The sequence below is a fragment of the Dysgonomonas sp. BGC7 genome (assembly GCF_001261735.1).
In the GTDB taxonomy this organism is placed as follows: Bacteria; Bacteroidota; Bacteroidia; order Bacteroidales; family Dysgonomonadaceae; genus Dysgonomonas.
Genome location: NZ_CVRP01000010.1, coordinates 171,350 through 186,096, shown reverse-complemented (window position 1 = coordinate 186,096; position 14,747 = coordinate 171,350). Strand labels below are relative to the sequence as shown.

Annotated in this window: 9 protein-coding genes; all 9 read left to right on the top strand. The window is 35.9% G+C overall.

Going from position 1 to position 14,747, the window contains the following annotated elements:
- The first annotated feature begins 269 nt into the window (after window positions 1-269).
- The 9 genes from BGC7_RS10675 (at window position 270) to BGC7_RS10635 (ending at window position 14,510) form a co-directional block, all read left to right on the top strand.
- Complete coding sequence (locus BGC7_RS10675; RefSeq protein ID WP_050701775.1) at window positions 270-1,862, top strand: glycoside hydrolase family 31 protein; 1,593 nt, start codon at window positions 270-272, stop codon at window positions 1,860-1,862.
- Window positions 1,863-2,054: 192 nt separating this feature from the next.
- Entirely contained in the window at window positions 2,055-2,645 is a 591-nt protein-coding gene (locus tag BGC7_RS10670) for an RNA polymerase sigma-70 factor (protein ID WP_050701581.1), read from the top strand.
- A 96-nt stretch (window positions 2,646-2,741) separates the two neighbouring features.
- A complete protein-coding gene (locus tag BGC7_RS10665) occupies window positions 2,742-3,737 on the top strand; it encodes a FecR family protein (RefSeq protein ID WP_050701580.1) in 996 nt (331 codons plus the stop codon).
- A 191-nt stretch (window positions 3,738-3,928) separates the two neighbouring features.
- Window positions 3,929-7,486, top strand: a complete 3,558-nt coding sequence (locus BGC7_RS10660) for a TonB-dependent receptor (protein WP_082206649.1) — start codon at window positions 3,929-3,931, stop codon at window positions 7,484-7,486.
- Window positions 7,487-7,517: 31 nt separating this feature from the next.
- Window positions 7,518-8,972, top strand: a complete 1,455-nt coding sequence (locus BGC7_RS10655) for a RagB/SusD family nutrient uptake outer membrane protein (protein ID WP_050701579.1) — start codon at window positions 7,518-7,520, stop codon at window positions 8,970-8,972.
- Between the two features lie 12 nt (window positions 8,973-8,984).
- Window positions 8,985-10,139: a glycerophosphodiester phosphodiesterase family protein gene (locus BGC7_RS10650; protein ID WP_050701578.1), complete on the top strand. Its 1,155-nt coding sequence runs from the start codon at window positions 8,985-8,987 to the stop codon at window positions 10,137-10,139.
- Between the two features lie 12 nt (window positions 10,140-10,151).
- Window positions 10,152-11,894: a PKD domain-containing protein gene (locus BGC7_RS10645; protein WP_050701577.1), complete on the top strand. Its 1,743-nt coding sequence runs from the start codon at window positions 10,152-10,154 to the stop codon at window positions 11,892-11,894.
- Between the two features lie 290 nt (window positions 11,895-12,184).
- The gene (locus BGC7_RS10640) at window positions 12,185-13,090 is read left to right on the top strand and encodes a glycerophosphodiester phosphodiesterase family protein (RefSeq protein ID WP_050701576.1); all 906 of its coding nucleotides are present in this window, start codon (window positions 12,185-12,187) and stop codon (window positions 13,088-13,090) included.
- Window positions 13,091-13,100: 10 nt separating this feature from the next.
- Window positions 13,101-14,510 (top strand): MFS transporter, encoded by a 1,410-nt coding sequence (locus BGC7_RS10635; protein WP_050701575.1) that lies wholly within the window; start codon window positions 13,101-13,103, stop codon window positions 14,508-14,510.
- Window positions 14,511-14,747: the final 237 nt, after the last annotated feature.

Here is a 14,747-nt window from a genome sequence, read left to right as displayed (position 1 = left end):
GAATCCTTATCTTTATACAGTTAATTGTTAAAGTGAATCGGTAGTTGAGATAGTGTTTGTGCCGGATAATTTTCGCTGCAAGTCATACTAAATTTATCTATATATCAGTGAACAGACTCACTGAATAAATTAAAAAATGACGAATACTAAAAATAAGAGAAAACTGTACAACTTTGTCAGGTTTTAGTTAAAATCGTATTTTATAGCAAGCAGACAAACGAATGTTTCATACAATCACAACTACTGGTTCTCATTATAAATATATTCCTATGAAGAAACAAACACTTCTTTATTTAGTTTTACTATTCTCTGTATTTGGATTAAAAGCTCAATCAACCTATAAATGCGAAATTCCGTTCGAGGATAATGAGTATTGGTGGGGCGGGGTAGTAGCTTTTGGTTCTCAGATGCCTTATTTGAAGCCTGTCAAAGAATTTGACTTGTCGCTTCAGAATGGAAACAATCAAGTAGTTCCTCTACTATTGTCCAGTAAAGGAAGGTACATATGGTCGGATCAGCCATTCAAATTTGAAGTAAACTCAAAATCGTTTCTTTTACAATCTCAATACGAGCAATTAGACGTGAGGCAAGCAGGTTCAACCCTTCGTGAAGCATTCATGTCAGTATCTAAACTATATTTTCCACCGAGTGGTAAATTACCCGATCCATTATTTTTCACTATGCCTCAGTATAATACATGGATAGAGCTCATGTATAATCAGAATCAGAATGACATAATGAAATATGCTCATGGTATTGTTGAGAATAATTTCCCTAAAGGAGTGTTAATGATTGATGATAACTGGCAAAAATACTATGGAAATTTTGAATTTAAACCCGAGAAGTTCTCAGATCCTAAAAAGATGGTATCTGATTTACATGATATGGGATTTAAAGTAATGCTTTGGATTTGTCCTTTTGTAAGTGCAGATAGCCCTGAATATCGCCTTTTGTCTTCCAAAAATTATCTTATAAAGAAAAAAGGAAGCGACTCTCCTGCCATTATTGATTGGTGGAACGGACAAAGCGCATGTTATGACCTTACTAATCCGGAAGCTTTCAGTTACTATGTTAGTCTTCTCAAACAGATGCAATCAGAATACGGAATAGATGGATTTAAATTCGACGCAGGAGATAATATATTTTACGATCCTCGGTATATAGATAGCTACAAAAAGGGTGCAACATCAGTAGATCATACACTTGCATGGATGAATGTAGGGCTTCATTTTCCTTTCAATGAATATCGTGCAGGCTGGAAAATGGGAGGTCAATCGCTTGTACAGCGTTTAGGAGATAAAGATTATTCTTGGGGGGCTGTTCAGTCTCTTATTCCCGAAATGATTGCAGCCGGACTATTAGGTTATGCCTATACTTGTCCCGATATGATAGGAGGTGGCCAGTTCACTTCATTTCTGGGTATAGATGAAAAAAGTTTCGATCAAACACTGATAGTAAGATCAGCTCAGATACACGCATTGATGCCCATGATGCAGTTTTCTGTGGCTCCATGGCGAATTTTAGATAAAGAAAATCTGGCTATTGTAAAAGATATGGCTCATCTTCATCAAAAATTTGGAGACTATATATTACAATGTGCAAAACATGCGTCTCAGAACGGAGAGCCCATTGTAAGAAATATGGAGTATATGTTTCCCCATCAGGGATTTGCTGAATGTAAAGATCAGTTTATGCTAGGAGATAAGTATCTGGTAGCACCTGTAGTAACTAAAGATAGTAAAAGAGTTGTAATCTTACCTAAAGGAAAGTGGCAGGATGATAGTGGCAAAAATTATAAAGGAGGAAAGAAGATAGAAGTAGAAGTACCTCTAAATAGATTACTTTATTTCGAAAGGTTATAACTATTATAAAATAATAATCGAATCTGAAATTTAGAAATGATTATGGTGTTCTATCCATAATCATTTCTCGCTTTATAGAAAAGAGGTTTTGGTTAGTAAATATATTTATAGATACGGTTTAATAAAAACTTCTTCGATTTATTAATGAGCTACAAGTTTAAATTTATATTTTTGCTCAACTAATTTGTATTCATGAAACCAATATATGAAGATAATGAACTAATCATAGACCTTATCAATGACAATGAAGAGGCCTTTTGCTCTTTATATGCAAAGTACCGGCGAAGAATATTTCATTTTATCCTTACTTTTATTAAATCGCCGGATATAGCTGAAGATATTTGTCAAGATGTATTTACTCTTATTTGGAAAAACCGTAAATTTTTAGATCCTAATGCCTCATTTCAGTCCTATCTATATACTATTTCCCGCAACCGCACTCTGAATTTTATAAGAGACAATACCCAAAAACAAATGCTGGATGATATAATTCTGGCAGAAGCTGTAGATTCGGGAGAAGATATATTTGAGCAAATAGCAGCAGACGAACTAGATAATATATTGCAGCAAGCCATAAATTCTTTAACTGACAGACAGAAGAAAATTTTCACACTCAGCCGAAAACAAGGTTTGTCTCATCAGGAAATAGCAAAAGCTTTAGGATTATCTCCCAATACAGTAAATGAACATATAACTAATGCTCTGAGATCTATCCAAAACCATTTGAGTAAACATTATAATGTTTATACTGTTTTCTTCCTTTTATCTCAATTGAATAGTTAAAGTAAGTTAATCGCCCCCTTGTATATGATATTCTTTGTGTAATACTTAAAGACAGAAAATAAACGTCATGTCTTTAACTGGAAAAATCGTGTTTTTATGGAAAATAATTCTCAAGATAAAAAAGATACAATCAAGTATTTAATTGATGGCATTTATACAAAAAAAGAGGCCAAACAAGCACTTGAAATACTTCGGGATAAAGAAAACGATGAAATAATAAATGAACAAATGTCGAAGGCGTGGGATAAAACACAAAACCTCTCCGAGTCTAATACTTTCGAATATAAATCAGATTTAGATCGTGCTGAAAAGCTATTAAAAAGTATGAATAAACCAAGACGTGACAGAAAACTCTTAAAATACTGTATTATTGCAGCTTCAGTGGCTATAATAATTGGTATTGGCATTATAGGATCTAAATATTTAGGAACAATATCAAGTTCGACTTTACACTACACACAAATATCTACAAGTTACGGAGAGACTAAAGAAATTACATTACCGGATGGTACCATTACAGTACTTAATGCATGCTCTCATCTTTCTTTTCCTGAAAAATTTTCTGATAAGGAGCGAAAAGTAAAATTAGAAGGAGAAGCCTACTTTCAGGTGGTAAAAAAGGAGAGTCAACCCTTTGTCATAAATACTGAAAAATTTGAAGTAAAAGTATTGGGAACTGTATTTAATATAAAAGCATATAGTGGAGACGAAATACAATCTATCAATGTGGAAAGCGGAAAAGTACAAGTTGATATGCCCGATGCTATGTCACGTCTTTCTGCTAGCGAACAGATAGAAATTAATACCAAAACAGATAATTATGCTAAAGAGAAAATCGACTATAGGAATGTTGCCGTATGGCGCATAGGCAATCTACGCTTTAGTAAAACTCCTATTGAAGATGTTGCCAAACAATTAGAACGCGTATATAATTGTATAATAATATTTGAAGACGGACAGACCTTCAATAACCTCATTTCCGGAGAACACGACAACGAAGGCCTTAAGGAAGTTTTGGAATCTATTAGACAGACATCGGGTATAAAGTGGAAGGTCGATGAGAAAACAAATGAAATAATACTCTACAAATAGTCAACTATAATTATTAACTAAAACCATGAAATATGAATAAACCTTCAAGCTGATTCTAACAAGAAGGAGCCTCCTTACGGACGCTCCCTAATTTGAGTAATGTATTACCTCTTCATTTTGGTAAATCGATAGTAATGCCATTACTGAGTTTATTTTTAATAATCGTCAAACTATTAAAAACATACAAATTTATGAATAGTTTTCAAACTAGACTGATAAAAGGTATAAAGAACTTTCGCCTTTTATCTATTATTATCATGTTATTGTGCTTTTCGAGTAGCAGCTTATATGCACAAAAGCAACAAACAGAAAGTATAACCTTAAAAGTGAAAAATGAAGCCATTGCTGATGTTTTAAAGTTAATTTCCGATCAAACTAGCTACAAATTCTTTTATGATGAAGCTGTAATAAAAGATGTATCTACTGTAAATATAAGCTATTCTAAAACAAGTCTGCAAAACGTTCTTAACGAAATATCAAAGCAAACAGGATTGAATTTTATTATCAAAAATAAAACAATAACTGTTAGTAAAAGTGTTCAGGAAATGAAGCAAATGCATATTCCTGTTACGAAGAACGTACATGTAAAAGGGACTATTGAAGATGAAAAAGGGGAAACCCTTATTGGTGTTAGCGTGATCTTAAAGTCAGACCGGTCAAAAGGTACAATCACCGATGTAGATGGAAATTTTTCATTCGACAATGTTCCGGAAGGTAGCACATTGCTAATTACTTATGTTGGTTATAGACCTCAGGAAATATTGGCAGATGGGAAGAAAACTCTTCATATCAGGCTTGTAGAAGATACAAATCTGATGGATGAAGTAGTTATAGTCGGCTATACTCCTATGCGTAAGAGTGATTTTACCGGCTCTTTGGCTAACGTAAAAGCGTCTGAACTTCCTCTAACAACACCTACACTAGGACAAGCATTAGCAGGAAAAGTTGCAGGGGTACAGGTAACCCAGACATCTGGAGCACCGGGCGATGGTGTGAAGATTAAGATCAGAGGAACAAATTCTCTTTCTGCAGGATCCTCTCCTCTCTATGTTATAGATGGATATCCGGCATCAGAAGATGTTAATATCAACCCTAACGATGTGGAAAGTATAGATATATTAAAAGATGCCGCTTCGGCAGCCATTTATGGTTCGCGTGGAGCTAGCGGGGTTGTGCTTATTACTACAAAAAGAGGTAAAACAGGCAAAGCAAATATTGAATATGATTATCAATTCAGTGTTCAACAAGTATCAAAAAAGTTAGACTTACTGAATGCTGATCAATTTCGTGACCTTGTTATAGAAGCTAGAAATAATTCTTATCGTGATCTGGCAGAAGCTGCTGGTATATCGTGGAATCCGCTTGACGATAATGCTACTCGTACATCGAAAGGCTTTGCCTTCAATCAGGTAGGTATTCCATCCATGTTTTTCGATTTCACTACAGGAAAACCTGTGACTTCTCAATATAATACCGACTGGCAAGATGCTATTTTTAGTAATGCACCTATGCATAGACATAATATAGGGATTAGTGGAGGTCAGGAATATCTCAGATATCGTATTAGTTTCGGACATCTCGATCAGGATGGCATTATTGCTCCATCTAATCACCGTCGAATGAATCTTAGGGCAAACATTGATGCTGAAATAACTAAAAAGCTTCATATTAGTGTTAATTTCTCCTTCGATGATATAAAAAACAGAGAAGTACAAGCCGAAGGACGTTACATAAACGATGGGGTAGTACAAAGCGCCCTATTGATGTTTCCTCAATTTCCTGTATATAATGCAGATGGAAGCTATGCTGTCGGCAATCAGATAGCAATGAAATCAGATGGTTTCCAAATGGTTGAAAATCCTGTTGCCTTAGCACATGAGATAGATATTCGTTCCAAGTCGAACAGAATGAACTTTAATGCAAATATATCTTACAATATTCTTAAAAATTTGCAGGCTAAGGCTAATATAGGTACTCAATATTACCACTATAGATATAACTACTATCGTCCTCGTACAGTTGGGCAAGACGGAGATATGCCGAATTCGGAGGCAATAGCTGCACGAGTAAAAGCACAAGACAGAACAGTCCGGGATGTAGATCAATTAGGTGAATTTACTCTTAATTATAATGAAACCTTTGACAGACACAAAATACAAGCTCTAGCCGGAGCTTCTGCACAAAAGAAAACTTACGACCGTGTATATCTTACCGGTATAGGTTTTCCGGATGATCGTATTCACGAAATCACTGCTCATGGGCCTAATCCCGGAGATATTACCCTCGACAGCTCTACCCGAAAGGCTGCATGGACAATGTTGTCATATTTCGGTAGACTAAATTACTCTTTCGACGACAAATATGTAATTACAGGAACAATACGTACCGATGGTTCATCTCGTTTCGGCAAACAAAATCGTTGGGGATGGTTTCCTTCAGTATCGGGGGGCTGGACTGTGTCGAACGAAAAGTTCTTTAAAGATCATATAGCTAAATCTATTTCTCTACGCTTACGTGCAAGTTGGGGGTTAAGTGGAAATAATGATATAGGTAACTACGAACATACCAGTTCGATGTCTAATGGAGGATATGTATTTGGAAACACAGTGGAAAGTGCTTATTGGGAAGGTGGATTCAGAGATGAAGCTATCGGTTGGGAAAAAACATCTCAATACAATCTAGGTTTTGATCTAGGACTCCTAAATGGTCGTGTCAACTTGATTGGTAACTACTATAATAGTGAATCTTACGATCTTTTATACGATCAGCCCATCTCTTCTATATCAGGATCTAAGTCAGTTAAGACTAACCTTAAAGATGCCCGTGTAAGAAATAGAGGTGTCGATTTTCAGGTCGATGGAAGAATACTTACAGGAGAATTTAGCTGGAATGTAAGCGCAAACATATCAGTGAACAAAAATAAAGTTCTCAATTTAGGTGGAATCAATGATTTATACTTAACTAGCGAACGAAGTGTAGTTAGCCATACAACACGTTCAGGATTACCAATAGGCTCTTTCTTTGGCTATTTTGCCGATGGTGTTATTTCCGAACAAGATTATCAAAATATACTTATAGACAAATCTAATTTGGTTAATGGTAAATTTCCTGAGGGTTACCAACTTATCGGGCCTGCTGTACCCAATTATTCTTCTGTTCATGCAGGCGATGTAAAATGGAGAGATGTAAACGGTGACGGACGCATTACTGATGACGACAGAGATGTTTTAGGCAATGCTTTTCCTGATTTCACATACGGATTCAGCACGAATTTTGCTTATAAGGGTTTCGATCTTAGTGCAGTATTCACAGGATCTTATGGAGGAAAGGTTATCAATTTCCAAAAATATTACTTGTATAATATGGAAGGATCAGGCAATCAGTTGGCTAGTGCCTTAAACCGCTGGCACTCCGATGCCGATCAGGGTAATGGTAGTGTATTTCGGGCAGCAAGGCATTCTACAACAAATGTGAGTATGAGGCTTGCATCTTATATGGTAGAAGATGCTTCGTATTTCAGATGTGCCAATTTGACACTGGGTTACAATTTTCAATCATCACTATTGAGCAAAGTAAAGCTACAAGGATTGCGCATATATGCTAGTGTAGATAACCTTTTTACTGTATCTGACTACGAAGGTTACAATCCTGAAGTAGACTATAAAGGAGACAACTTGCTGCCGGGTTTCGACTGGGGTGTATATCCACTATCCAGAACCTATAGTGTAGGCGCAAAGATCACTTTTTAAATAGTTTAAAAACAGATAAAAACTAAATAAAATGAAAAGCAAAATTTATTATATAGCATTAACTGCCTGTTTGCTGATTTCGTCAGGCTGCTCCAATTTTCTTAACGAATCGGATCCAAATAGTATTCCTTCAAATCTTTTTTATGAGACAGAGGCAGATGTGAAAATGGGAGCTAATGGAGCATATGCAGCTTTACGAGGCGATGGATACTATAAAAATATGTATCTGTATACAGATGTAAGATCTGATAACTCTACCCTTCAGGATCCAGGAGCAAATAGCGGGGTACTGTATCAGTTTTCCAATTATACATTGATGACGGATAACTCTTATGTGAAAACCCATTGGGCTGATCTCTATAAATGTATAACCCGTACCAATCAGGTGTTGGAATCTGCTAATGCAATTTCTTTTCGCAACGAATTGGATAGAAACAAAGTAATTGCTGAAATGCATTTTCTCAGAGCCTTAACTTATGCTCACCTTGTTTTTCAGTTTGGAGATATTCCTATTGTAACTAAACCTTTACGTACAAAAAACGAAATATGGGACCATACAAAAAGAGATCCTAAAGCACAGGTTTATAATCTTATAGTTTCAGACCTCACTGTAGTACAACAAAGTGAGTTACCGGATATACAGACTGGGAATGGGGTAGGGAGAGCTTCTAAGGCTGCTGCCAACGGATTACTTGGAAAAGTGTATCTGATGAAGGCTGCTGATGAAGACTTTGCTAGTGAAAAAGAAGCCAATCTTAAATTATCTGAAAAGTGTCTCGAAACAGCTTGGTCTGTGAAACCTTTTATAGCACTTAAAGATATTGCGTATGCAGATGTGTTTGATAAAGACAAACAAGCTACTTGTCCCGAAATATTATTTCAGGTCATGTACCAGAGTGGAAGTTCGGCTCTATCATCTAATTTTAATTATATATTTCAACCTTCTGCTCAAACTGGCTTAACATCTATCAGGTCAGGATCAGGAAACAATATTCCAACAAGTGACATGATGGATGCCTACAGCACTGCTCCTCTCGATCCTCGTAAAGCAATATCTGTTGGCACATCTAATGGTGTAAACTATACGAAAAAATATACCGATCTGGATGATCCAAACGGCTATGGAGGAAACAAATGGGTTATACTTCGTTATGCAGACATAGCACTGATGTTAGCCGAAGTAAAAATGCAGTTGGGAGAAGCAGATGCAGCTAATTACTTAAATATGGTACGTACCCGTGCCGGATTGCCTGACTATAGCGGCTCTGATCTGAGAGAGGCTATACGCCACGAACGTAGAGTTGAATTTGCCTTTGAGGGCCAAAGATGGTACGATTTGATAAGGCTATACAGTAAAGCGGAATTATTAACTTATATGCAGGCAAAAAACACAAACTTTTCGGAAAAAGATTTTCTGTTGCCTATTCCGTATGATGAGCATAAGCTGGATACTAAAAGAATGTATCAGAACAATGGTTATAACTAAGAATTTATATATATGAAATCTATATTAAAAATATATTGTTTTTTAAACATAATAATATTGTTTTCTGCTTGTTCCGGCGATTCAGAAGGAGAAGTAAAACAAGAGGTTTTCGAAGCAAAAATTGATATGTCGAGTACTCATCCGGCTATAGGTGAGATTTTGGACACAAAAGTTCAGGTTGTAGCAGGTACTTTAGCTTCGGCAGAATGGAATTGGGGAGATGGAACTGTAACTCAAGGAATAAAAAGCTCTCACGAATACACTGCTGCTGGTGAATATACTTTGACTTTAACAGCGAAAGATAATTACGGAAAATCAGTTTCATTATCTCAGAAAGTAATAGTTGAAGGTATTGGATTGACTAATCTGATTAAAGACTTTGATAGAAATAAGGTGTGGATCATTGCTCATCGAGCAAATACCGGAGACAAATCTATTCCGGAAAATTCAATGGCGGCAATTGAAGCATCTATATTGAATACAGACGTATTAAATTTTGTAGAAGTAGATCCTCGTACTACTAAAGACGGGGTAATGATTCTGATGCACGACGAAACTGTAGATCGAACAACTAATGGTACAGGGAAAGTAAAAGATCTGACTTATGAGGAAATCCAAAAATTGAAATTAAAGTTAGATGATGGAACAGTTACATCTCATTCTGTGCCTTCACTTTACGACGTATTTATGAAAGCAAGAGGGAAAGTTTTTATTAATTTAGACTTTATCAATAAAGTTGCACCTAAAGAGATTTATGAACTGGTTCGTAACTGTGGTATGTTAGACAGAGTAATGTTTACTGTGGGAACAAAGAAAGATGTGGCTGAAACAATGCTTGGGTATTCTAAAACTATTCATATACTAGGGCAATATTCAAACGATGGAGACGAAGATTACCTGTCTTCTGCCGGAGGAGGAGATAGGATCTCTTTTGTATATATAACACCTGCTAAGGCTTTGAGTACAGACTATGCTACATTGTTGTGGAATAAAGGATTTATAGTTACAAGCAACATTCTCGATCAGAATGGCTTTACATACGATACCCAAATGCTTAATGGAAATTACACAGGAATAGATCTTTTGCTCGCTAAGAAATTCCAACTATTGCAAACAGACTATCCTAAGACTCTACATGCATATCTAAAAACACAAGGAAAACGATAAAAAAGAATTTTCATGAAAAAATATTCTATTATAATATTATCTCTTATAGCTATGACAATACTGCATTCTTGCAGTGATGAAGATAATAATCTAGATCTGGGAAAAATTCCGGAAACAACATTCAAAACTGATAAAGAAAGCTATACTATAGGAGAAACAGTGTATTTATTTGATAATACACCGGATGAGGACAATATTGAGAGTTATTATTGGCACTTTGGAATAGAAGGGTCGGGCAGTTATTCTATTGATAAAAATACATCAATTACCTACACACGTCCCGGAACATATATCGTAAAACTTACTGTGACAAATAAAGAGGGAGGATATAAAACTTCAGAAAAAGAAATTGTTATAGACCGAGTAAATGAACCCCCAGTTGCCGATTTTATATTATCTCCAACAGTGAGTGTTATAGGTAGTATTGTTACCTTCACCGACAAATCGGAAGACGATGGTACAATCGTAAGCTGGCTTTGGGAGTTCGGTGATGGTGCTACCTCCAATGAACAGAATGCAGAACATGTCTATTCGCATGGTGGTTTTGTCAAAGTAAAGTTAACTGTAACAGATGATAAAGGTTTGATTAATAGTAGAGAGAAGACAATCTTGGTAAGATCATCTCTAACACCCGGAGTATTAGAAATATTATGGACTAAGACTTTCGAAACATCATCTAAATTACGTTCCGTGTCACCTGCTGTTGGAGACAATGGTAATATTTATGTGACATCTAATGGATTGAAATTATATTCTTATTCTCCTGATGGTACTCAAAGTTGGATGTTCGACCTAAATAAGAGTGGCGCTGTAGGAAATCAGGAATCCTCGCCGGCAGTAGATACCGATGGAACAATTTATGTAGGAGTAGGACAGGGTACAGGTAGCACAAACGCATATCTGTATGCAATAAATCCTGATGGTAGCCAGAAGTGGGAATATCTGATAGGAGTAGGAGCTCGTGTAGCTTATACATCTCCTGTCATTACGGCCGATGGTAATATTGCAATCGGAAACAGAGGAAGCGGAGGATCACTTCGCGTAGTAGACCGAAATAAGAACCAACAATGGTCTACAACACCTTCGGGCGGGGTAGGAGGAGGCCTTGCTGCCGACAAATCGGGAAATATCTATTCAGGATCGACTGGTACTTATGGTTTTGCATCCTCTAAAGATGGTAAAGTATCCACAAACTATCTTGGCAGCGGTTATAGTGCCAATGGTACAAGCCCTGCAATAGACGAAAATGGAAATATTTATATGGGATTAAATAATGGTAGTATAGGTACATTAGTCTCATATAATGATCAGGGTAATAAGAATTGGGAGTTTGCGACAACCGGATCTATAAGTCAGGGCGGCCCTGCTATTGGTGCCGATGGCACAATATATATAGGATCTACAGGTGGCAAGTTGTATGCTGTATCGAAAGGAGGAAGCCAAAAATGGAGTTATACAAATCCTTATGATATCACCTGCGTTCCGGCAATAGATAGCGATGGATATATACATATTACCGATGAAGGAGGATATTACACAATTTTAGATGCGAGCGGAACTATGAAGCAACAGGTTAAATTAGGTAGTAAAATCTGGTCTTCGCCTGTTATATCTGACTATGGTATTATATACATAACTGTAGAAGATGGTGATGCCTGCAAACTTGTAGCTATAGATTTTGGAGTGAAAGGCCCTGCAAATTCATCTTGGGCACAACGTGGACAAAACGCAAGAAGAACATTCCTTCAAAAATAATTATTAAAATGAGAGCCAAAAGTTACGATTCGCTTTCTTCAAGCTTTATCTATAAGGCAAATAGTCTTTTTATAATGCTAAAAGTAGCAAATGAAAAAACGAATAAAATATGTCACTTTTGTCACCTTTTAGTTAAAATTACAATTTTAATCAGATAAGGTAAGCTATTGTTTAAAAGCAAAATTAACTCTTGGCTCTTATTATCTAACGAGATGTAACTTTCTATTATATATATATTTAAATAGACAGAGTTATATCTCTACTTTATCTTTTATACAAATAATACTTAAATGAAAAAAATAAATAGCTTTTTGTTCTTACTGATTTGTCTATCAGTATTCCAATGTATTGTGGCACAAGACAAAGCTACCGAAATAAGAAATAAACTATTAAACCGAGACAATAGTACAGTATTGGTAGTAGCTCACAGGGGTGATTGGCGCTATGCACCTGAAAACTCGCTCCCTGCTATTGATAATGCTATTAAAATAGGTGTAGATATAGTGGAACTTGATGTACAACGAACCAAAGACGGGCAAATTATATTAATGCACGACTCTAAACTGGATAGGACAACTACAGGTAAAGGTCTGATCTCGGAATGGACACTAGATTCTATTCGCACATTGAAATTAAAGAATGGATGTAACATAAAAACAAAAGAAATTGTACCAACTCTCGAAGAAGCATTAAACCATATGAAAGGAAAGATACTTGTCAACCTCGATAAAGCAGATAGATATTTTGATGAAATATACTTATTGCTAGAGAAAACAGGTACAACAAAACAAGTAATAATGAAAGGCGGTAAAAGTGCTGAAGAAGTAAAAAAATACTTCGGTAAGTATCTTGAAGATGTTATTTATATGCCAATTGTAAAACTGGATAAGGAGGATGCTGAAAAACAAATAGATCTTTTTGTAAAAAGTATGAATCCTGTTGCTTTTGAGCTACTATTTGAGTGTGATTCTAATCCTTTACCATTAAAAATAAATGAAATTTTAAAAGGGAAATCATTAATATGGTATAATACTCTTTGGGATACAATGGCAGGAGGGCACGATGACGATATGTCACTCGAAGATCCCGACAGAGGCTATGGATATCTGATAGATATGCTTGGGGCTCGCATTATACAGACAGATCGTCCTGCCTATTTAATTGATTACCTGAGAAAAAGAGGGCTGCATAATTAAGGAAGAGAGTATGATAAAACGGATTATAAATTTTTATAAAATAAGTACCCCTTCCCCATTTTTTATAGGAAACAAAGAAGAACTAACGAAAAAATATAAGCGATTGCGCATTTCGAGTTTTCTGGCTGCTACTATTGGTTATAGTCTCTATTACGTATGTCGTACCAGCCTGAATGTTGTAAAAAAGCCTATATTGGAGAGTGGGGCACTAGATGCGAGTCAGTTAGGTGTTGTTGGATCTGTATTGTTATTTTCATATGCCATTGGAAAATTCATAAACGGTTTTTTGGCTGACTATAGTAATATAAAACGATTTATGGCTACAGGCCTAATAATCTCAACGGCAGCAAACTTGATAGTTGGCTTGCTGGGACTTGCTGAAATGTCTACAACAGCTATTTCTACATTTACTTTTTTCGTTGCTTTTGCTGTCATGTGGGGTATAAACGGATGGAGTCAGGCCATGGGCGCAGCTCCGGCTATAATTTCGCTATCGCGTTGGTTTCCTCTGAAAGAAAGAGGAACATATTATGGCTTTTTTAGTGCCAGCCATAACTTAGGAGAATTTCTGTCTTTTATTTTTGTAGGAGCCATAGTTGGCCTTTTAGGCTGGCAATGGGGATTTATAGGCTCATCTGTAGCAGGAGTTCTAGGAGTACTGATTATTATTTGTTTTTTGCATGATACACCCCAAAGTAGAGGTCTTCCTGCTGTCGAAGTTCTCGCAGATGAAACTGTCGATTCCTCAGAAGGTAATAAAAAAAAACAAACAACAAAAGAGGTACAGAAAGCTGTACTCAAAAATCCATTAGTGTGGGTATTGGCTCTTTCCAGTGCTTTTATGTATATAAGCCGCTATGCTATAAATGGATGGGGAGTCCTATTCTTACAAGAAGCAAAAGGCTATTCTTTGGCTACAGCTACTCAAATAATATCTATTAACGCTTTATTAGGTGTTATAGGAACTATCTTTTCAGGATGGATATCAGATAAACTATTTAAAGGAAATCGTAATATTCCTGCTTTTCTTTTTGGGATATTAAACACCTTATCCCTATGTCTGTTTCTATATTCAGGGGATAATATATATATCAATATGTTGAGTATGATTCTATTTGGTACAGCTATTGGTGTTTTAATATGCTTTTTAGGAGGTTTGATGGCAGTAGATATTGTACCAAGAAATGCCAGCGGTGCGGCTCTGGGTATTGTAGGTATAGCCAGTTATATAGGTGCAGGAATACAGGATATTATTAGCGGATGGCTTATAGACTCTAACAAGACAATTGTAAATGGTGTTGAATCATATAACTTCACTCAGGCAGGAATCTTTTGGATAATAGCATCTATACTTTCTTTTGTTTTGATACTATGTGTTTGGAAGAAGAATGAAAAAAATAAGGTTTCGGATACTGAATAATTTTATATCTAAAGAAAGTTAATAATAACAAATCCTGCCTGATATATCAATTTATTAGGCAGGGTTGTTTGTCTTGAATATAATAATAGATTAATATGTATATATAAACAAAATAAGTAAAAGTATTAACGAATACAGCAAAGGTAAAATCGCCTTTTTAGATTAATTTTGTTACTCGAAAAAGGATTATCCTTTTTGTATCAAGGCATTTCTGTTAACCCGAATTAATAATAAGAT